The sequence below is a fragment of the Candidatus Lernaella stagnicola genome (assembly GCA_030765525.1).
In the GTDB taxonomy this organism is placed as follows: Bacteria; Lernaellota; Lernaellaia; order Lernaellales; family Lernaellaceae; genus Lernaella; species Lernaella stagnicola.
The window spans coordinates 35,395-56,503 of the sequence record JAVCCK010000038.1 but is presented as its reverse complement, the minus strand read 5'-3'; the positions used below and the strand labels follow the sequence as shown (position 1 = coordinate 56,503).

18 protein-coding genes are annotated in these 21,109 nt (G+C 61.2%); 9 read left to right on the top strand and 9 right to left on the bottom strand.

Going from position 1 to position 21,109, the window contains the following annotated elements; all coding sequences use genetic code 11:
- Window positions 1-1,298: 1,298 nt before the first annotated feature.
- The 6 genes from P9L99_17255 to P9L99_17230 all read right to left on the bottom strand — a co-directional run bounded on the left by P9L99_17255 (window position 1,299) and on the right by P9L99_17230 (window position 7,991).
- Window positions 1,299-2,816 (bottom strand): radical SAM protein, encoded by a 1,518-nt coding sequence (locus P9L99_17255; GenBank protein ID MDP8225112.1) that lies wholly within the window; start codon window positions 2,814-2,816, stop codon window positions 1,299-1,301.
- 9 nt (window positions 2,817-2,825) lie between these two features.
- Window positions 2,826-3,431, bottom strand: a complete 606-nt coding sequence (locus P9L99_17250) for a hypothetical protein (GenBank protein ID MDP8225111.1) — start codon at window positions 3,429-3,431, stop codon at window positions 2,826-2,828.
- Between the two features lie 111 nt (window positions 3,432-3,542).
- Window positions 3,543-4,940: a cysteine--tRNA ligase gene (gene cysS / locus P9L99_17245; GenBank protein ID MDP8225110.1), complete on the bottom strand. Its 1,398-nt coding sequence runs from the start codon at window positions 4,938-4,940 to the stop codon at window positions 3,543-3,545.
- 4 nt (window positions 4,941-4,944) lie between these two features.
- Window positions 4,945-5,862 carry a cysteine synthase family protein gene (locus tag P9L99_17240; GenBank protein ID MDP8225109.1) on the bottom strand — a complete coding sequence of 306 codons (918 nt, stop codon included), beginning with the start codon at window positions 5,860-5,862 and terminating at the stop codon, window positions 4,945-4,947.
- A gap of 71 nt (window positions 5,863-5,933) precedes the next feature.
- Window positions 5,934-7,007, bottom strand: a complete 1,074-nt coding sequence (locus P9L99_17235; GenBank protein ID MDP8225108.1) for an alpha/beta fold hydrolase — start codon at window positions 7,005-7,007, stop codon at window positions 5,934-5,936.
- A 51-nt stretch (window positions 7,008-7,058) separates the two neighbouring features.
- The gene (locus tag P9L99_17230; protein ID MDP8225107.1) at window positions 7,059-7,991 is read right to left on the bottom strand and encodes a branched-chain amino acid transaminase; all 933 of its coding nucleotides are present in this window, start codon (window positions 7,989-7,991) and stop codon (window positions 7,059-7,061) included.
- 431 nt (window positions 7,992-8,422) lie between these two features.
- On the opposite strand from P9L99_17230, the gene P9L99_17225 reads away from it, so the two are divergent.
- Genes P9L99_17225 through P9L99_17215 form a run of 3 tightly spaced genes read left to right on the top strand, consistent with a single transcriptional unit; the run spans window position 8,423 to window position 11,331 of the window.
- Window positions 8,423-8,869, top strand: coding sequence for a cupin domain-containing protein (locus tag P9L99_17225; protein MDP8225106.1), 447 nt, complete (start codon window positions 8,423-8,425; stop codon window positions 8,867-8,869).
- A gap of 23 nt (window positions 8,870-8,892) precedes the next feature.
- Complete coding sequence (locus tag P9L99_17220; protein MDP8225105.1) at window positions 8,893-10,164, top strand: molybdopterin molybdotransferase MoeA; 1,272 nt, start codon at window positions 8,893-8,895, stop codon at window positions 10,162-10,164.
- 60 nt (window positions 10,165-10,224) lie between these two features.
- Complete coding sequence (locus P9L99_17215) at window positions 10,225-11,331, top strand: hypothetical protein (protein ID MDP8225104.1); 1,107 nt, start codon at window positions 10,225-10,227, stop codon at window positions 11,329-11,331.
- 53 nt (window positions 11,332-11,384) lie between these two features.
- On the opposite strand, the gene P9L99_17210 is transcribed toward P9L99_17215, so the two are convergent.
- Window positions 11,385-13,172, bottom strand: coding sequence for a glycosyltransferase family 39 protein (locus tag P9L99_17210; GenBank protein MDP8225103.1), 1,788 nt, complete (start codon window positions 13,170-13,172; stop codon window positions 11,385-11,387).
- An 8-nt stretch (window positions 13,173-13,180) separates the two neighbouring features.
- On the opposite strand from P9L99_17210, the gene P9L99_17205 reads away from it, so the two are divergent.
- Window positions 13,181-14,326 carry a glycosyltransferase family 4 protein gene (locus P9L99_17205; GenBank protein MDP8225102.1) on the top strand — a complete coding sequence of 382 codons (1,146 nt, stop codon included), beginning with the start codon at window positions 13,181-13,183 and terminating at the stop codon, window positions 14,324-14,326.
- Window positions 14,327-14,380: 54 nt separating this feature from the next.
- Window positions 14,381-16,183 (top strand): hypothetical protein, encoded by a 1,803-nt coding sequence (locus P9L99_17200; GenBank protein ID MDP8225101.1) that lies wholly within the window; start codon window positions 14,381-14,383, stop codon window positions 16,181-16,183.
- Between the two features lie 51 nt (window positions 16,184-16,234).
- On the opposite strand, the gene P9L99_17195 is transcribed toward P9L99_17200, so the two are convergent.
- Window positions 16,235-16,882, bottom strand: a complete 648-nt coding sequence (locus P9L99_17195; protein ID MDP8225100.1) for an adenylate kinase — start codon at window positions 16,880-16,882, stop codon at window positions 16,235-16,237.
- A gap of 136 nt (window positions 16,883-17,018) precedes the next feature.
- Here P9L99_17195 and P9L99_17190 point away from each other — a divergent pair, with 136 nt between their 5' ends.
- The 4 genes from P9L99_17190 (at window position 17,019) to P9L99_17175 (ending at window position 19,487) form a co-directional block, all read left to right on the top strand.
- Entirely contained in the window at window positions 17,019-17,432 is a 414-nt protein-coding gene (locus tag P9L99_17190) for a rhodanese-like domain-containing protein (protein ID MDP8225099.1), read from the top strand.
- 86 nt (window positions 17,433-17,518) lie between these two features.
- Window positions 17,519-17,833: a CD225/dispanin family protein gene (locus tag P9L99_17185; GenBank protein ID MDP8225098.1), complete on the top strand. Its 315-nt coding sequence runs from the start codon at window positions 17,519-17,521 to the stop codon at window positions 17,831-17,833.
- Between the two features lie 10 nt (window positions 17,834-17,843).
- Window positions 17,844-18,254, top strand: coding sequence for a DUF2752 domain-containing protein (locus tag P9L99_17180; protein MDP8225097.1), 411 nt, complete (start codon window positions 17,844-17,846; stop codon window positions 18,252-18,254).
- Between the two features lie 93 nt (window positions 18,255-18,347).
- Window positions 18,348-19,487 carry a hypothetical protein gene (locus tag P9L99_17175; protein ID MDP8225096.1) on the top strand — a complete coding sequence of 380 codons (1,140 nt, stop codon included), beginning with the start codon at window positions 18,348-18,350 and terminating at the stop codon, window positions 19,485-19,487.
- A gap of 10 nt (window positions 19,488-19,497) precedes the next feature.
- On the opposite strand, the gene P9L99_17170 is transcribed toward P9L99_17175, so the two are convergent.
- Window positions 19,498-21,108, bottom strand: a complete 1,611-nt coding sequence (locus tag P9L99_17170; protein ID MDP8225095.1) for a GAF domain-containing protein — start codon at window positions 21,106-21,108, stop codon at window positions 19,498-19,500.
- Window position 21,109: the final 1 nt, after the last annotated feature.

Genomic DNA, 21,109 nt, shown 5'->3' with positions numbered 1-21,109 from the left:
GACGAGGGGCACGACGTTCGGGCGATCGGCCAGTGCGTAAAACATCGGCGCAAAGGGCACGACGAAAATGGGGTCGTCCGGCGCGGGGGCTAGAGCGTGGGTGGCGGCGACGACCGCTTCGATTTCCTTTTTTTCGTTCCGCGTGACTTGCATCGGCGCGAAATCGTTGTCGAGCGTCATCTCGCGACCGCGGCTCATGCCGGGGCCGCCGATGTAGTAGTCGGGTTTTTCCAGCGCCCACCACACGAAGCCAAGCATCCAGATCGCCAGGAGACCGACGGCGATACGCGGCCATTTGCCCTTGACGTGTTTCAGCGTCCATCCACCCAGTACGCCCGCGAGTACCAGAAACGGCGGCCAGTTTTGCAGGAAGTGGCTTTCGTCGAAACGCGCCAGCACTTTGAGCAACCCGGCCGCGGCGATCAGCGCGATGCCGAGCAGGTCGACGGCCCAACCCTCCAGCAGCCACTGCGGTCGACGCCAGTACAGATAGAAAGCGACCGCGAGCAGAATGAGGGCGACATCGAAGAAACTAGCAAAAAACAATCCGCGTTCGGCGCCCGTTATCAAGCTCCAGAAAAATTCCTGAACACCGAGCCAGTCGCTCTTGGCAATCGCCCAATGCCGCACGAAAAAGGCGCTCCACGCCACTTTTCGCGCCCACCAGGCCAGCCCAAAGCCGATGAGGATAAAACCGGACGTAACGAACAACGGGGCTTGCCATCGCCCGGGGTGTCCGGGCGCCGCCGCCACGCCGCGAAAGGCTGCAATAGCCACGACCGGGAACAACAAAAGGCCAGTGTAAGGGTGGATCGCGAACGTCAAACCGCACAAGGCGCCGAGCAGGATCGCCTTGCTTTGCAGGGGTCGGTGCCGAAAGTAAAGAAACGCCGCCATCACCACAAGCGTGAGGAAGGGTATCCAGGCTTTGTGCCACGGGCCCGGTGCCGCAAGAAAGAGCAGCACCATCGGGAACGCGGCGTTCTCCGAGACCATGTAGGCCACGATGGCAAAGATCAGCGCCGCGGTGGCCGCGCGCAACAGTGCCCACAAAATGCGCAGCGTCAGCAAGCTGTTGCCGGCCGCCAGTGCCTTGCTTTCCACCGCGTAGCGGCTGCTGTAATGCGCGAAGACGTCGGGCTGGTACGTTCCGGCCGCATACTGCCGCGCGCCTTCGACCACCAAGCCCTCGTCGGCCAGGTTGATGCCCACGTCCATAATCTGCAGTTGCACCAGCAACACGACGAAAAACACGATCGCCGTGAGGATTTGCCATGTCGAGAATTGAGGCAGCTTTATCACTGGGTCAACAGCCTTTTCGGATTGGCGTATTCACGAATCTTATAGCCTGTCAGTTCACCGCGCCACAGCATACGCAGCGCCATGACTCCCAGGCGAAACCAGCCCAGTCCGTATGCCAGGGCGACGACCGGGCGCGGGTTGCGACGCAAGCGCTCACTGGCCCACGCGCGGCGGATCCAGGAGTAGCGCACGCCCCGGTGCCCGGCCAAGCTGATCAGCGCCGCAAACAGCGACTCTTTCGCCGGGCGCGGCCACGCCAAGGTCAAGCGGAATTGACGCAGGCTACGCATGCTGCGGCCTTCAACGGCTTCGGGCGGCGCAGCCAGGCTGTCTTCGATACCGGTTTGCGGAAAGATGTTCAAGCTGTACAAAAACAAGCGGTACGGCTTGGGCATTTGTTCGAGCAAATCGAGCAGTTCCTCGCGGTCGGCGTCGCCACTCTGCGGATTATCGAGTATCAGATCGTAGACCGCGTCGATTCCCAGATCGCGACAGGCGTGGGCGAAGGCAACGGTTTTGTCCAAACCGGTGCGCTCATATAGGTCGGCGGCTTCGGCGCGGCTTGCCGCTTGAATACCGACCTGTACGCCTACCAATCCCACCTTCCTCAACTGCGTCAGGTGCGATTCCGTGACCGCCTGCGGATGGGCGAGGATGTCGAAAGGCAGGCCCACTTCCTCCGGCCACCGGCGACAGAACTCGTCGAGCCAGCGTTGCGGAAAGATGAACGTGTCGTCGTCGAAGGTGATGCGGCGCACGGCGGGCAGCACCTTCAGCAAGTAGCACACCTCGGCGATCGTCCAATCGACGCTGTGAATGCGATGTCGATTGCCCTGCGCGCCGTACACTTTTTTCAGGCTGGCGTTATAGCAATAGGCGCAGGCGAATGGGCAGCCGCGGCTGGCATGCACCCGCAGCCAACGTTCGCGGCGCAGGGGGTCGCCGGGCACGACGCGCCGCCCGTACTGGGTCATCTTCCCCTCATCGCCGAAATCGCGGAAAGGCAGGGTATCTAAGTCGTCGATCAGCGGGCTGACCGGGTTTTCAATCGTCCGCAATCCCTGGCGCACATGCAGGCCCGCTATATCGGTGGGGTCGCCGCCGTCGCGCAAAGCGGTGGCGAGTTCAACGAGAAGCGCCTCTCCTTCGCCCACGGCTACGAAATCAGCGTGGCCGTGCAAATCCGCCGGTTTCAACGTCGGGTGAATGCCGCCGGCGACGGTCGGCACGCCGAGTCGGTCGCGCACTTCGGCCAACACCCATCGCGCCCAGGCGAGATAGGGGGAGCCGAAACTGAGGCCGACCAGGTTCGGTTTCCGTGCGGCGATCGTGTCGAGAAGGATATCGATTTCCCGCCGGTCGGGCATACGCACGCCGTTGTTGATCCAGCGGTTGAAGAAAATGACATCGCAGCTAAAGCCGGCGCGTTTGAGCACGGCAGCCAAGAGCCGCGGCCCGCTGGCGATCGTGCCGTAGGGCGTCACGAGCACGACATGAAAGCGGGCTGCGGACATCGTAATGGATCAGCCTCCGACGCGCTTTTTCATGGCTTTGACGACTTTGGGCAGGCTGCGCTTAGTCAGGAATTCCTGCACCTTGGACGGGACTTTCAAGCCGGTATCGACATCGGCGTAGTAATAGACGAGAAAGCCTTCTTTGTACGGCTTGAGGGCCCAATAGCCATCAGTGCCGACGATGTCGTTCTCTTTGCTTTTGTCGAGCGTGAAGCGCACGGTGCCGGCTTCGCGATCAACGGTATGGGTCATGTAGTATCGAATCGTAAACAGGAAAACCTTGATGGTGAACTTGACGTTGTGCTCATTGCCGGAGTGGTTCACTTCGGTTTCACTAACCTGCGGCATGAACTGCGGATAGTCTTCGTATTTCAGGATCGTGTCGATAATCTTGTCTTTCGGCGCTTTGAAGTAGCCCACCGCCAAGCCGCCGCCGGACACTTTGCCTTCGGCGTCTTTTTTGGCTTCGCTGCGGAAGTAGATTTCGCCGCTATCCACCTTGGCCAATTCGGCAGCAGGCAGATCCGGTGTCTTGATCTCCATCTCAGCAAGGGCGAACCCGGCGCTCACCACCAATACCAACACGAACAAAAAGGCAATCTTCCCGTAACGCATGAGGACCCCTTTCATTGCAGTTTGATCCACCAAATTCAGAACGGAAATTGTAGGCCAGTTACGACGCTTCCGCAAATGCGAATGACGCCCGTATGACGAGCCGGTAAAGGGCTAAACGAGGGGGCGAATGCGCGGACCGGCGGGGGTGTCGGCAATCTCGAAACCGCGGCGGGCCAACTCGTCGCGAATCGCGTCGGCGGCTTCATAATCGCCGGAGGCGCGGGCTCTTTCGCGTTTCTGCAACAGGTCTTCGATCTCGCGGTCGATGTCGTCGTCGGCGAATTCGAAGATACCCAGCAGGGCGTCGATGCGGTAGAGGGTGGCCAGGATGTCGCGGGCGTCGGCGCGAGCCAGGGGCTCATCGGCCAGCAGCGAGTTGATCTTGCGCTGGAAGTCGTGCAGCGCCGCCAACGCGACCGAGACGTTCATGTTGTCGAACATCGCGGCGAAGAATTCATTCTCGGTTTTGACGGCCAGGGACAGCACGGCGGGGTGACGTTTGGCTCCGCGCACGTGCTTGAGGTGACGCACGAAGGAGTCCAAGCGCGCCAGGGCAATTTTGGATTTCTCGAGGGCTTCGTCGCTGAAGTGCAACGCCTGGCCGTATTGGACGCTGAGCATCCAATGGCGCAGCAGTCGCCCGGGGTAGCCGGCCTCGATCAATTCCCGCACGGTTTTGACGTTGCCGGAGAAGGCGGTCATTTTCTTGCCCCCCGCGTACACGAGCCCGCTGTGCACCCAGGTATGGGCGGGCGGTTGGCCGGTGAGGGCGGAGATCAACGCGATTTCGTTTTCGTGGTGCGGGAAGGCCAGGTCCTTGGTCGAGGCGTGGATGTCGAAACGCATGCCCAGGTAATGAGTGCTCATCGCGGCGCATTGCACGTGCCAGCCGGGGCGCACGTTGCCCCACTTGGATTTCACGCCGATGCCGCGCCGCATTTCCGACAGGTCGCAGCGCTTGAAGACGACGAAATCGCGCGGGTCGTCTTTTTCGTAGTCGTCCAAATCGACGGTGGCGCCGACGCGAATCTTGTCGGTCTTCACGCCTGACAGGCAACCGTAGCTTCGCAGCTTGCTCACGTCGAAATACACGTTGCGCAGCATTTCGTAGCAGTAGCCGGCGTCGATGAGTTTCTGCGTCAGTTCGAGCATCGGCTCGATGTGGTCGCTGGTGCGTGGCGTGTGGTCGGCCGGCAGGCAGCCGAGCGCGGCCATGTCTTCGAAAAAGGCTTCTTCGAAACGCCGGGTATAAGGCTGGATTTCCTCGCCGACTTCCGCGCTGGCGGCGATGGTGCGGTCGTCCAGGTCGGTGATGTTCATCACATGCACGACCCGGTAGCCCTTGGCGATCAGCGTTCGCTTGAGCAGGTCGTTGACGACGATCCGCCGCGCCAGGCCGAGGTGTACATGCGCGTCAACGGTCGGGCCGTCGGTGTACATCTTCACCACGCCCGGTTCGAGCGGCTTGAAAACGGTTTTGCGACGGGTCAGGACGTTTTTCAGCTTCACGTCGTCACTCCTGCGGCACGCGGAACAGGTCGGTCGACAAGTAGCGCTCGCCGCCGTCGGGGAGGATCACCACGATCACACCGCGGTCAACTTCTTGCGCCGCCTGCACCGCCACATGCATCGCCGCGCCGCTGGACATGCCGCAAAGGATGCCCTCCTCGCGGGCCAAACGGCGGGTCATCGCGTAGGCGTCATCATCACTGACGACGTGTTTTTCGTCGACCGCCTGCTTGTTCCAAATACCCGGAACGTACGACGCCTTCAAGCTCTTAAGTCCCTGAATTTTGTGGCTGATATTCGGCTCGGCGGCAATGATGCGGATGGCGGGGTTCTTTTCGCGGAAGAAGCGCGAGTGGCCCATGATCGTGCCTGTCGTGCCCAACGCCGCCACGAAGTGCGTAATTTCGCCGTCGGTCTGCCGCCAGATTTCCGGCCCCGTGCCCCGGTAGTGCGCCATGGGGTTGGCGTCGTTGTTGTACTGATCGACCAGGCAGTAGGTGCCGCCGCCGTCCTCGCGTTCCATTTCGTAGACTTTTTCGATCGCGCCGTCGGTGGCCAGCTCGGCCGGCGTGAGCAGGAATTCGGCGCCGTATGCGGCCAGGATTTTCCGCCGTTCGATCGACACGCCTTCGCTCATCACCAGCAAGCAGCCGTAGCCCTTGACCGCGCAGACCATGGCGATGCCGATGCCCGTGTTGCCGCTGGTGGCTTCCAACACCGTCATGCCGGGCCGCAGGCGGCCGTCGCGCTCCGCCCCTTCGATCATCGATAGCGCCACGCGGTCTTTGATCGAACCGCCCGGATTTGCGCCCTCCAGCTTGGCCATGATTTTGACCCGGCCCGGCTTCGGGTTCAGCCGGCGCACCTCGACCAGCGGCGTGTTGCCGATTAAGTCGAGCACACTGGGGGTCTTGTGATTCACGAATTCTCCTCACCGGTAGTGACGGCAAATCTGATTAGCAATCTTTTGCGGTAGTTGCAAACGGCGAAGGTTTATTCGTTGTCCTGCAACCATGCGAGAATCGAGGTAAAAATCTCCCGCGGCGCGGTGATGCCGATGATCAAATCGCCGTGGCCGTAGTCGGCCAAATCACCGTTGGCCCGCGAGAACATGCGGTATTGTTTCTTGCGGCTGCTTACACGGTCCACGATGCTCTCGTTGGCGCCCGGCGGGCAGAAGTGATCGACCGGCCCGCCCAGGCAGTAGATGGGGCACGTGATGCGGTCGAGTAATTCCTCGTAGGGTTCCTCGCGCTCGCTGCCCCATTGGCGATGCTCCACCCACTGGGCGAACTGAAGAAGCAAATCGCGCGGCATGTTTTCCAGGGCGTTCACTGCGGCGATGGCGACGGTTTTCCCCGTCACGTTTTCCGGATTCACCAGGTTGGTGCCGGCGAATCGCGGCCACAGATAAGCGGGCAGGGCGATGATCGTCGTCCAGAGGCGTTGATGGATCACCTTGAAGGGTCTCATTAAGGGGCGCAGCGGCAGCAGCGAGCGAAACTGTTGCATGTGGCCGAAGATCGCCGGTCCCGCGACGGCGGTCAGGCTTTGCATGCGTTTGCCGTACTCCCCTTCGGCCAGTGCGTAGCCGATCAACCCGCCCATCGAATGCCCCACATAGTGGACCTTCTTGCGACCGGTGGCGCGTTGGATTTCCGCGAACACCGCGGGCAGGTCCTGCTCGACGAAATGTTCGAAGCGGATGTTCCAGCGATCGATGGCGCCCCATTTTCGCGGCAGAGAAAGCCCGCCGCTGCGTAGGTCGGGCGCAAAGACGTCGTAACCTCGCGCCGCCAGATAACGGCACAGGCTGACCTCTTCGTGCATGTCGAAATTAAGGTGATTGGCGCCCAGGCCGTGCTGCAGGATCACCGGGATTTTCTTCGGCGTGTCGCCTTTGGGCAGGAAGCGCCAGATGGCCACCATGCGGTCGTCGTCGGTGAGGGCGAAGAGGATTTGATCCGCGAGCGGTTGCTTCCGAAACAACAGGCGACCCGCCACGTACAAGGCCATCATCGCTATCGCGACGATCGCCACCAGCCAAAGGATGATGGTACCGATCATGTATTCCGCCCTGTTCCAATGTGCGCTGTGCGCCGTGTTGGAAAGCCGGTGCTATACGAAAGTCAGCCAGCCGTATTTATCTTCCGCGTCGCCGTCGATGACCGCGAAGAAGCGCTCTTGCAGGTCCTTGACGACCGGTCCGCGTTTGCCCGCGCCGATCTGGATTTGGTCGATGTTGGCAAGCGGCGTGATTTCGGCCGCCGTGCCGGTGAAGAACACTTCGTCGGCGATGTAGAGCATTTCGCGCGGCATCGGCGCTTCGAGCACTTGGTAGCCGGCTTCGCGGGCCAGGGTCATAACCGAGTCGCGGGTGATGCCGGGTAGCACCGAGTTGCCCAGCGGCGTGGTGGTCAGCGTATTGCCCTGGACGATGAAGATATTCTCGCCGCTGCCTTCGGAGACGTAGCCATAGACATCCAGGGCGATGCCTTCGGCGTAACCGTTCAACAGCGCTTCCATCTTGATCAATTGGCCGTTGGCGTAGTTCGCGCCGCATTTGGCCAGCGCCGGCATGGTGTTGGGGGCGAGGCGGTTCCAACTCGACACGTGCACGTTGACGCCGTTTTCCAGCGCTTCGGGCCCGAGGTAAGAACCCCAAAGCCAACAGCAAACGGCGATGTCGATGGAGTTGTTCATCGGGCTGACGCCGAAGGGGCCGGTGCCGCGGAAGACGATCGGCCGAATGTAGCATTCCTCGAAATTGTTGAGTCGGATCACTTCCAGAACGTTTTCGCTGAGTTCGGCTACCGGAATTTCCGGTGTCATTCGATACATCTTGGCCGAGTTGTAGAGGCGTTTCATGTGCTCGTGGAAGCGGAAGACCGCAGGGCCTTTGGGCGTCTTGTAGCAGCGAATGCCTTCAAAGACGCTGGAGCCGTAGTGCAGGGCGTGTGTCATTACGTGCACGGTGGCGTCTTCCCAATTGATGAATTCTCCGTTCATAAATACTTTGGTGTCACCGGGTACGTCTGCAAACGTCGTCATGGCTTTCCTCCAGACTTGGTCGCGAGGGGTTTACTGTCTCGAAAAAGCATATCCGCCGCCGGCCCTTGGCAGGCTTGGACGGCGGGATTCGACTCACCTTGCTCGCAACTGGGCACGCACTGGGCCACGCATGAGGATGAGGTGTCGAAGGTGCAAGCATCGCGCGAAATGTTGATGCAGGCGTCCTCGCATAGAGCATCGCAAACGTGTTTGGAAGGGGGTGGGGTGACGGTAGGAGTGGATGACTCGGCTCGATCGCAAGACTGTGTGCAAGCGCCGATCCCGACGAGAAAAAAGCACGTCAGGATCAAGCTACGTATTCGATAAGCCATAGAAAAACACCCATATCATCCCAATCCGAGGCGAGTGGATATTTACACTTGCACGGTGCCTTGTCAAACCATACTCTACAAACGCAGCAAGGGGGAAACGTGAGTCGAATTCCGCAGATACCGGTCATTTTGCGTCGTTTGCAGGGCTTTCGATGGGAAGACGTTCCGGACGCGGAATACAAGCCGGCCGGCGACCATTTCCGTAACGTGCGGCGGGTTAATCTGGCCGGTATGCGTGGCGAGAATACGACTTTTCATGTCCGGTATTTCGAGATCGGCAGCGACGGTTTCACATCCCGCGAACACCACCAACACGAGCACGTCATCGTCGTGCTGCGCGGCGAAGGCGAACTGCTGATCGGTGACACCTGGCAGACGCTGCATTTCGGCGACGTCGCCTACGTGCCGCCGGGCGCCTCGCACCAATTGCGCAACAATTTCGACGAACCGTTCGGCTTCTTATGCGTCGTAGACACCCACCGCGATCGGCCCGTGGTGGAAAACTCATCGCCCGGCGAAGACGAGGATAGCCTTTGTCGGTCCTGACCGCAGAAACAGGTGAACACCACATGACACCCAGGCAAGCTCTCGACTTGTTGCTAGCGCACTTGCATGATTTGCGCCGCGCCGAAGTGCCGCTCACCGAGGCCATCGGTCTGACTTTGGCCGAAGACTTAACCACCGTCATCCCTAACCCGCCTTTCGACAGCGCCTTGAAAGACGGCTACGCGATCGCCGGCGACGCGACGCGCACCGCTGCCCCCACAGCGCCCGTGCCGCTGCGCGTCCGCGAAATGATCCCGGCCGGCACGCTTTTTCTGCGGCCGCTGGAAGAAGAACGAGCCGACAAAATCATGACCGGCGCAGCGTTACCGGCCGGCGCCGACGCCGTCGTGGCTGTGGAGCACGCAAACGTGAATGGGGACGTGCTCAGCATGACCGAAGCGGTCGCACCGGGCCACAATGTGCAGCCGCGCGCCGAGTACTGGGATAGCGGTGAAACGCTGCTCGAACGCGGCGCCCGGGTTACTCCGGTGACGTTGTCCTTGGCCGCGTCGGCCGGCGTCGATTCCGTCCACGTGCGGCCGCGGCCCACCGTGGGCATCATCGCCACCGGGAACGAATTGGTGGCGCCCGGCCACCCTCTGGAACACGGGCAGATCCCGGCATCGAGCCCGCCGATGTTGGCCGAACAAATCAAGCTGGCCGGCGGCGTGCCGCGTTACTACGGCATCGTCGGCGACAACGCGCCGCACCTTACCGGCGTGATGCGGCAGGCCTTTTCGGAATGCGACGTCGTGCTCAGCACCGGCGGATCGGGCAAAGGCGATTTCGATTTGATGGCCCGCGTCGCCGCCGATTTGGGCGTCGAACTTCTTTTTGACAGCGTCGCGCAACGTCCGGGCAAATCGATGATCGGCGGCGTGCTGGATAACGCCGTCTATTTGGGACTACCCGGCCGGCCGGTGGCCGCGATGATCTGCTTCGAAATCTATGTGCGCCCGATCATTCGTCGCCTGCTGCGGCAGGAGCCCAATGAGTCGCCGGTGATTCACGGCAAAATCAATCAGGAAGTCGAAAAGCAAGTCGGTGTCACGCAGTGGGTCGGCGTCAGCCAGCGCGCCGATAGCGTCGATGTGCTGCGTTTTGATTTGCGCCGGACGCCGGGCAGCGGCCTGCGCGATTTGATCGACGTGCATGGCTTGGCCGAATTACCGCCGGAGTTGGATCGCGTGGGCACCGAGACCCAGGTGACGATTTACCTCCTGGACGAGGCTTTCCGCACCGGCGTGGTTCGCGAGATGGAGCAAATCGAGCCGGAAAACGAAATAGAACTCTGAACCGCGAGCGAAAAGGTTGTGTCTACCGTGAAACGGTGGCCGAAAAAGGGAGATAACAAGATGCAACTGATCAATCGTAAGTCAATGATTTGGTGCTTGATTTTGGTTATGCCCCTGGTTTTCGCCTGGGCGTGCGGCGGCGATGATGAAGCCGACGACGACGACGATGACGACACCTATCCGGGAAGCGGCGATGACGACATTCCCGGTGGATATGAAGATTTCATCGGTGCCTTGCCCGACAAGGAAACCATGACCCTAACCCTACCGGGTGATGAAAAAATCACTCCCCAAGCGCTCGGCGAACTCGCTGAGTTCTACGACGATACCGTCGATATGACTCGCGAAACCAACGAGTACATTCTGTGGTTCCTGTCGATTATCGACGAAATCGCCAGCTATCCGCCCACGACCTTCGACGGCACCACGGCCGTATGGGGACCGGTGGACGGCACCGGCCTGGAGGCCCACGACTGGAAATTCACCATGGTCTCGACCGGCGGCGACAGTTACACCTACCATTTGGACTGGCGTCCGAAAAATTCGAACGACGACGAAGATTTTATCGTCGTATGGGACGGTAACATCGAGGAATCCGCCGACACCGAACGCCGCGGCATCGGCACCTACGACGTCGATTTCGACGCCGCCTACGCGTTGGATCCGACCGTCAACCTCAGCGGCGGCATCGAGGTCGCGTACGATACGTTGACCACCGGGCGCAGCATACAGATCACCTACATCAATCTCTTGGACCTGGAAGAAGACGACGCCCAACCCGTCAACGGCACCTATGACTATCTCGAAAACGCGGACGGCTCCGGCGAGTTCTTGTTTGATGTGTGGGCCGACGTCAACTTCGAGGAATACCACGGCGCGCAGTATGCGGACGTCGAGCATTTTTGGTTCAACACCCGCTGGCAAACCGACGGCCCCGGCCGTTGCGACGTCGCGGTAACCGACGGCGACCTGCCCGCGATGAACGATGACTATCCGGGTGTGCCGGAAATCGTGCAGGTCAACTTCTCCGAATGCTGGGACGACGGCTTCCTGCGCGTGTATTACTACGACGAACTGCTCGACGAAGAAGGCGGCGCGTGGCCCCTCAACCAAGAGGGCGTGGAGAGTAGCTGCGTGTTCGATCAGCAGTTGCCCGTTGTGAACTAGATCGCGGGATAATCACACTGATCCAAGCCCGGCCTCGCGCCGGGCTTTTTTCGTTAAGGTTCCCGCGGCTTGCCGAAGAACGTCAGCGTCGCCGGCTCGAACCAGACGCGATAATTCTCGGCCACCCAGGCGCGGGTTTCCGGCTGTTTGGCGACTAGGTCCGCCACCGCGTAACTGAACACGATAAGCCTTGGCGGGTGCTGTTCCAGCGCCGTTAAAGCGCGGCGGCCGGGCGTGAACGTGGGATCGCACATGCCGGGCATGAAGGGCCGCAGTGCGCGGCACAACGCGTGGCTTCCTTTTGGGTCGAACTTCAACAAATCGGCGACCACCTGAGTCTTGATTACGCGCAAGGGCTCCGGTCGAACGATGCCGTGACCGGCTTGGCTCAGCACGTACTCACCGGGGTCGGTCAGTTCACTAATGCGCTTGGTCAGGGCGAGCGATTGCCGGAACGAGCGAACGGGGTAGTAATGAATCCAGTCGTGCTCGCCCTCGAGAAACGCCAGGAACTGCTCCGTGTCGACGGCCACGCGCTTGGCCGGCGGCGTTCTGGCGTTCCAGAAATGCGCCACGACTTCTGTGTAATACCCGATCGTGCGTTGCGTCGTGAAGCGCTCGTACGCGACCCCTCCAAGGAGAGGAACCACCAGCATCACGGCGACGAGAATCGCCACGGCGCCGCCACGACGGCGTGGCGAAGTTAGTGGGAGAGGGATCCGCCGCACCAGGAGCATCGCGGCAAGCGGCGTCAGCAACAGTCCCGGCAGGATCAAATCCTGCTGAAACAGGCTCTTTCGGACCAAGATCATCGCCAGGCTGAACCAGCCGAGCAACAACAGCAGGCCCACGGGCCAGGCCGGCTGACGGCGTCGCCAAAGTACCGCCAGGCGAACGTGGCCGTACACAAAGCCCACGACGGCCAACATCCAGAACAAGGGATTGGTGATGAAGGTGCTGAGCACAAACCAATTCGTGCCGTGTTGGCCTTCAGTAATCCGCAAGCCGTGCGCGATGAGCCAAATGTGTTTCAGCGCCGCGAACCAACGGCCGCCGCTCGCCAGCATCATCGTACCTACAATCGCCACGACGGCGCCCCCGGCGAGCAGCAACGCGGCGAAGAGGCTCTCCCGACGGCGACCGCGGCGCGTGAAGGCGTCGATAACAAGCACCACGCCCGGCGCCAACGCGACGAAGGGCGCGGAGTACTTCGTGACCACGGCCGCGCCCAGCAGCAGCCCGGCGAAGAATACCGCGGGCAAGCGACCGGCATCGGCCCGCCAGCGCGCAAAAAGGTACAGCGCGGCGAACAGCAGAAGCAGCAACAACGGTTCGGCGCGCACCTGCGTCGTGCGAACGACGAAGAAATCGAAACAGGACACGGCAATCAACGACCACCAAGCAGCGCGACGGCCCGCCAAGCGGTCGACGAAAAGGAAATAGAAACCCAGCCCCGCCGCCGAGAGAGCGAGCTGCATCGCCCGCGCCGCCCAAATGATGTGCGTCGGACGGTCAAAGAACGCGAACAGCGGTCGCAAAATGAAAAAGGACCACGGCGGCCTGAAACCGGCGGTGTCCAGGTAAGGCACCACACCGTTTGCGAACTGCCACGCCATCTGCAGGGTGTTCATTTCGTCTTCGTTGAATTCACCCATGAATAGGTAAAACAGGCGCACGGCGAAGGAAACCGCCAAGGCAATCAGCCCAATCGAGCGCAGCAGCGGGGGCGTGGCGGGCACACCGTCGGTTGGTTGGCGAGACATGATCCCCGAAACAATGGCACAGCCGCCGCGACGCTTCAACACCGCGAGGCTACCGTCGCGGCTCGCCGTGCGGTACAAAGAGGGCCATGAAATCCTTCTATGCTATCGCCTCGTTGCTGGCCGGGGGCGGTATCGGCAACACCGCCTACCACGCCGTGGCCGGGCTCGAACGCGCCGGGCGACTGCAACGCCTGGTCGCGCTGGGTCACCGGCCTTGCGATATCCCCGAGGAGCGTATTACCGACGTTCGCTTCCTGCCGCGCCGCGCGTTGTTCCCCTTGGGTGATAAAGCGTTTTATTGGTTGAAAAATCGACGCTTCGACCTCGCTTGCCGCCGGGCGCTACGCGGGGATTCCTCAGTCGTGCATCTGTGGAACAGCCAGGCGACCGGCACGGCGCGGCAAGCCAAGGCGGCGGGGCAAAAGCTCGTGATCGACCGCGCCAGCACGCACATTCTCACCCAAACCGATATCTTGGTCGACGCTTACGCGCGATTCGGTATCCACTATTCGCCGACCTACCGCGAAACCATCGAGCGGTGCCGGGAAGAGTACGAACTGGCCGACGTGGTCCTGACGCCCAGCCCGAACAGCTACGAGAGTTTCGCCGCGCACGGTTTTGAGTTGCGCAAAGTCGTGCGTTGCCCCTTCGGCGTCGATTTCACCAAGATCACGCCGCGCCGGGAACCGCCGGAGCGCTTCGTCGCGCTTTTCGTCGGGCAAATCGGCGTGCGTAAAGGCGTGCCGACGCTGCTCGATGCGTGGGATCGCGCCGGCCTGGACGGTGAACTGTGGTTGGCCGGTGGCGAAGAAGAGGCCATTCGTCCGCATCTGGTGCCGTGGCGCGACCGGCCCGACATCCGCTGGTTGGGTTTTCGCCGCGACGTGCCCGAACTGATGCGGCGCGCGTCGGTTTTTGTGTTCCCCTCGTTGGAGGAGGGCAGTGCGCTGGTCACCTACGAGGCGATGGCCGCGGGTCTGCCGCTGATCGTCACGCCGGCCGCCGGTAGTGTCGCACGACCCGGAGAGGAAGCGCTTTTCGTCGACGCTTACGATGCCGACGGCTTGGCTGCGGCCCTCACCGAATTGCAGGCGAATCCGGACCGCGCCGCCACCATGGGCCACCGGGCGCGTGGGCGCGTCGAGCAATTCCCCTGGCAGGCGTACGGGGACCGCGTGGCCGCCGTTCATGCAGCGCTGGAGAGTGGCGAGTCCCTGCCGGTTTTCGAGTAGTCCTTGCAGTCGTCGATGCTTTCATAGAAAGCGCGAAGATACCGCCACTTCGAGTTGGCCGCGGCGGGCGCTCTGGTTTACACTACCGGCGTGATCCGCCATGAACTCACCATCGTCAGCGTGCTTTTATTGATCCTGGCCGTCGTTTATGCCGGGCCGGTATTCACGCCGCTTGATGCCGTCGAGTCCGCCGAGCCGCTCAAAGATTTCGACTGGCTGAAAATCGCCGCTTTCGAACACTACGCGCGGGCGAACCTACTCGAGCATGCTTCGTTGCCGTTGTGGGGCTCGTATTTCGGCGGCGGTTACCCGCTGGCGGCACATCCGGAATTCAACGGCTTCAGCCCGCTCTTTTTGCCCTCGCTGGTTTTCGGCGAAGTCGTGGGGATGAAAATCCAACTGGTCCTCGTGCTGTGGTTGGGGGCGCTCGGCATTTACCTGGTGGCGCGGCGGACGCTTCGGTTGCGGCCGGAGGGCGCGGCGACGGCGGCGGTCGGCCTGCTTGCGGCGGGGTGGATGGCGTGGCGGGTGCACTACGGCTGGCCGATGCACTTCGGCTACTACCTGTTCCCGTGGGCGTTTTACTTCACGTGGAAGGCGGTGACCGACCGGCGTTGGATCGTCGCCGCCGCGGCGGTCATGGTCGTCGTGTTGCAGCAAATCGCCCAGGGTTTGCCGCTCTTTTTCCTCTTTTTGCTGCTTTGGGCGGTGGCGGAAGACGCGGCCGAAAAGCGACTGCGGCGCGTCGGGCTGGTCGTCGCGCTGGCGGCGCTGACGGCTCTGCTGGGGGCCTTCAAGGTGGCGGGATTGCTGCACCTGCTGCAATTCAACCCGCGTTCGGTGCCCTACGAATTGTATATGCCGCTCGACCACTTCTACACCGGCTTGTATCAGTGGCTCCGCTTTACCGTGACCGAGGCGGATGTGTATTACAAAAACATCGGCGTCGGGCCGTGGTTGTTCGGGTTGGCGGTTGTGGGCGCCGTCGTCGAGTTCCGTCGCTTGTGGCCGCTGCTCGTGCCGACCGCCGTGCTGGTGTGGATCGGCCTCGGACCCAACGCGCCGCTGGACGTGTTCGCCCTGCTGCACCGCCTGCCCGTGTTCGACGCGATGCACTGGCCGATGAAATACACGAATTTCTTCGTGGCCTTCGTGCTGGTTCTGCTGGCGGCCGGCGCGGTGCATCATGCCGCCGAACGCGCACCGGTACGCCTGCGCTGGGCGGTGCTGGCCGTGGTGCTCGTTCCGCTGGCGCCGATGATGTGGGCGCACATGCAATTGCTGGACCGCTCGTTCACCAAACCCCTCGACGTGGGCGAACCCGCGCCGCACTTCCGGCAGGTGGCCGCGTTTGCCGGCGCACCGCGGGGTGGGGCCAGGCCGGAGGCGGCGAATCTCTATCGCTTGATGCTGCAAAACGAGGGCACAATCGATTGGGACGGCGATATTCTGCTGCCCGAGCACGCTTCCCCCGCGTTTTGGATTCAAGATAACAACACACGCCGGGCCAATCCGGATTACCGCGGCGAGGCCTACTTGGCGGGGGCGGGGCAGATGTTTTCGCTGGCGTGGCAGGGTGATGGCTGGGAAGTGAGCGGCTTGGCCGCCGAACCCACACGGGTGGTGATCAACCAGAACTATGCGCCCGGCTGGCGCGCGCCGGCCGAATCGTACCAGGGCCTGATTTCGGCCGAAGTGCCGGCGGGGCCGTTTCGGGTCGAGTTCACCTACCGTCCGCTTTGGTGGCGGATCGGCCTGCTGGTTTCGGCGCTGTCGTGGCTTGCTGTACTTGCCTGGCTTGGCTGGACGTGGCGGCGGGCCCGCGCGTCGGCGGCCCCGGGCGTCGGTCGCGCATAAAAAACGGCCCGGCAATCGCCGAGCCGTCGCAGCTTCTAATGAACGAGCGGACTACCCCTTGAGCAGTTCCATCACGCCGTCGAAGATCACGTCGCTGGACTCGCCGGGGAAGCGGTGCAGGTGGCCCTTGGCTTCGTAGTAGGCGATCAGCGGGGACGTGTTTTTGTCGTAGACGTCCAGGCGCTGTTTGACGACCTGCTCGGTTTCATCTTCGCGCACGATGAGTTTGCCGCCGCACAGGTCGCAGACGTCTTCCTGCTTCGGCGGTTTGAACTTCACGTTGTAGATCGCTTGGCAATCGGTGTTGCTGCAGGTACGGCGGGAGAGGATGCGCTCGAGGATGACTTGCTCGGGCACTTCGATGTTGATCACGCCGGTCAGCTCGATGTCCAATTCCTCGAGGATGGCGCCGAGGCCCTCGGCCTGGGGCACGGTGCGCGGGAAGCCGTCGAGGATGAAGCCCTTCTGGGCGTCGTCTTCAGCCAGGCGTTCTTTCATCATGTCCAGGATCAGTTCGTCGGGCACGAGCCCGCCGGTGTCCATGAAAGATTTAGCCTGTCGGCCCAATTCGGTCCCGGCGGCGACGTTGCCGCGCAGGATGTCGCCGGTGCTGATGTGCGCGGCGTCGACGGCGGTGAGCAGTTTTTTCGCGACGGTGCCTTTACCGGCGCCCGGAGCGCCCAAAAGGATCAAGTACATGAGAAACCTCCGAGGTGTTTGTGTCGATGCAAAGCGGCGCAAACATAAGGGAAAAGAGTGCGTGGTGCAAGACGTTCGAATTGACCGTCGCCCGGCCGTGGTTAGGTTGGGGAAGGCAAAAAGGGGGAGATAAAAGATGACTTACCGCAGTGCTGTTTTCACATTGATTGCCGCGTCGTTACTCTTGACGCCGTCGTTTGGGTCGGCAACCGGAAGCGACGGCGAGGCCTACATCGACGAAAACACCGTAGTCGATTGGCTGGAAAACGACACCGTTCCCCGCAACGTCGTATTGTTGGATGTCCGCACGCCGACCGAGTTCGCCGCGGGGCACCTTCCCGACGCGGTCAACATCAACCTGCTTTCGATGGAGTTTCCGGACCGCATCGACCAGCTCGACCGCGACAAGCGCTACGTCCTCTATTGCCGCACGCAAAATCGCAGCGGCTTCGCGTATCGGCTGATGAAAAAAATGGGTTTCGAGAACATACGGATTCTCCAAACCGGCTACGCGACTTGGTTTGCGAAAGGATGGCCCACGACGCAGTAACGACCCTCCGCGTTGACAAATCTCTTGCCGTGTAGAATGGTCGGAAAAACACACCCCATAGTCTGCAATCGGTAAAGGAGTACGATTTGTCGAACGAAAATTATCAACCACCGCAGCCGCCGCAACCGCCGCCCGCACAGTACTACGGACAACCCACCGAACACGTGCCGTTCGCTATTTTGACTACGTTGTTCTGTTGCATGCCTTTCGGTTTGCCGGCGGTGTACTTCACCGCCAAAGCCAACGGCCAGAAGGAATCCGGCAACAACGCCGGCGCGCTGGAATCGGCGCGCAAGGGCAAAATGTGGTGCTGGGTGTCTTTCGGTTCGGGGTTGGTTTTCTGGCTGCTCTACGTGGGCCTGATCGGCTTCGCGGCGATGATGGAAGGCCTCAATTTCTAGAACGAAACCAGTGGAAAAAAAGCGTTATCTTGTCGCCGCCTTGGGGCTCGTAGCCGGGCTCGGGGCGGCGGTGCTTTTGTACTTCCGGAACCCCCACGTACCCGGCGCTTACCCGCCTTGCCCGTTTCACTACTTGACCGGCCTTTGGTGCCCCGGCTGCGGAGTGACGCGCGGCATCCACGACGTGATGCACGGGCGATTTTTAGAAGGCTTGTTGCAGAATCCGTTGCTGATGCTGTTTCTGCCTTTTGCGGTTATCTGGGGCGGACGCGCGGCGTGGCGTCTATTCGTCGATCCCACCGCGGCGCCGATCGTGTTGAAAGACAAGTGGATCAAGGTCGGACTGATCGTGGTTTTAATCTACGGCATCTTGCGTAACCTGCCGTGGTGGCCCTTCACGATCCTCGCTCCGGGAGGATGAGGGGCATGGTGCCGGTAGCAGAGCTATCCAATCCTTGACAATTCGCGTTGCGTAGAATACGTCTTAGGCATAGGGGCAAGAAAGGAAGCGACGGTGACCATTTCGCAACGCTTGCGTGCGCCTTTCCTTCTGCTTTTTTCCGGCATTTTGATTCTTCTTTCGTTGACCGCGGCGGACGGCCGCTCGGACAACTCGTCGAGTGGCTACCAAGAGTGGCGCACCGAGGTCATTTTCGAAAGTGAGGACCTACAGGACGCAATATCGCTGGCGGTCGCGCCCAATCGCGAAGTGGCCGTGGCCTATGTGGAATACGGCACGCCGACGCAGTCTCACATTTCGCGGCTTGCGAGTGCGGAGTGGCGGCACGACACGATCGATATCAGCCCGTGGGCCTACGAACTCGGCGTGTTTTACGACCAAACGAGTCGTCTGCACGCGCACTTGATCGACTCCGGTGATTCCATCGGATACTCCCAGCTTTGGCACCTCTGGGACGCGGGCGATGAGTGGAAATCCGAATTAGCGATGTCGTACTGGGCGATGGAGTTCACCGACATGGCGATGGGACCGAACGGAGAGGTCTACGCGATCGGCCGTTTCGTGACCTACCAATTCTCCGCCGCGACGTTTGTGCTCAAACGCGGCCCCTTCGCGGTTTGGCTGCCCGTGCAATTCCGGTTAATCGACCTTTACTCCGGCGGCCGGAACACGACGCTGGCGGTCGATTCGGCCGGGGAGCCGCACTACACCTATGAAATGGGCTGCTTCGACAACTTCGGACCGCTGCGTCATGTGGAGCGCCGCGGCGCTAAATGGCAGGTCCAATGGTTGGCGTCGCCCTGCAGCGCCGTCGACACCTCGCTGGCCTTGAATTCGGCGGACCGCTCGTACGTCGCATTTTCCGAAACGATCGACGACGAAACCCATTTGATCCTGGCCTACGACGACGGTCAGCAAGGACGCAGGATACGCGTGCCGGGCGGTGAGAACGCCGGCCCCTCCGATATCGCCATCGACGCGCAAGATCGCGTGCACCTGGCGTTCGTCGACAAGGATGCGGGTTTGGTTCGCTACGGTGTGTTGGCCGGTGAAGAGTGGACGACCGTTGTGGTTGACGAAGAGCCCGCGAACATCGTCGCGTTGGAGCTGGTCGTGGATGCGGACGGACAACCGCACCTGGCGTATCTGGATCAGGATGCCGGATTGGTCGTATACGCAACCACCGGAATCTAACCCGCCGCGCTTAGTTGGTGATTTCTTCCATGTCGTAGTGCATGTCTATCGTGAAGGAGAAGGTCGTGCCGTCGGGGCCGGTTTCCTGCAGATGCAGGTCGCAGTCGTGGCCCTTGGTGACGGCTTTCGCGATGGCCAGCCCCAAGCCGAGGCCGTCGGGTTTGGTGGTCATGATGTCGTCGGTTTGGCAAAAGTCTTCAAAGATGAACTCGCGCAGATGCTCGGAAATGCCGGGTCCGGAATCGGCAACGAAAACTTCCAAATGGGTGGGGCGCCCATCACCGACCAGCTTCCCGTAGAGGCGGACCTTGCCGCCTTTGTGGTTGAACTTCACGGCGTTGTCCAGCAGCGCCAGCAGCAGTTCGCGATAGTGTTGCTCGTCGCCCACGACCGCATGCCGCATCGAGGGCGCGTCGATCTCCATGGTCACTTGTTTTACTTTGGCGCGCCCGCGGATTTCGTCGATGCACTTCCAGGCGAAGACGTCGAATTTGAACGGCCGCTTATAGAATTTCGCCAGGCCCGAATCGAGCGCAAAATACGAAACGAGGCGTTCGGCCAGGCGTGAAAGATGCCGGCCGCGTTCGTGTACTTTTTCGAGAACCGCCGATACTTTTCCGGGGTCAATCATGCCGCAGCGCAACAGGTCGACATAACCCTGGATCGCGGTGAGGGGCGTTTTGAGTTCGTGGGAAAGGTTGACGATCAACTCGCTTTTCGCCTGGCTGATGCGTTTGAGTTGCTCGTTCAAACCGGCCAATTCATCGGCGTGCCGCAACAGTTGTTCGAAGAGGCTGGCATTGTCGATGGCGAGCCCCGCCTGGTTGCACAGCGTCGTGAGCAGCGCGAGGTCGCTTTGGTCGAAACCCGTGCCGTTCGTTTTGTTGTTGACGTTAAGCACGCCGATCGTTTGGTTGCGTGCTTTGATGGGCACCGAAAGCAGGCTCTTGTTGGCGTAGCGAGGCCGGTTGGCGGCGACGCCCAGGCCGGCGGTTTCCACATCGGTGATCAACAGCGGTTGCCCCGAGGCGATTACTTTACCGCTGATCGCTTCGCCCACCGCGACCTTCGTATCGCGGCGCACGCTATCTTCCAGACCGCGCGCGGCCTTGATCGTCAACACCTGGCGCTCGTGCTCCTCGTCCTCCTCCAGCAGCATGAGGCTGACCAGATCGACTCCCAGGGATTCGGAGACCACATCGACGATGCGGTCGAAGATGAACGTCAGTTCGGCGCCTTCGGATGCGGCCTCCGATAAATCGCGCAAGTAAAAAAGATCGCCCGCCAGCACTTCGGAGTGCCGCGAGGCGCGGGATTGCTTCAATACGGCGCGAATCGACGTGGCCAGATCCTCGGGGGAACTGGTGCGCGGCAACACGTCAGCGGCGCCGGCGCGAAACCACGCACGCGCGGCCTGAAAATCGTCGGTGGCGGACAATACGATAACCGGCGGCGTATCGTAAAAGGTTTTGAAAAGGATTTCGTCGATGCCGTCGATCACGAGCAGAAGCGCACCGTCGACGCCCTCACACCATGCGAAGTCGTTAAGCGCGCGGGAAAACCGCTGACGCAATATTTCGTCGTTCGTGAGTAGCGCGATGGTGGTTTTGTCTTGTTCCATT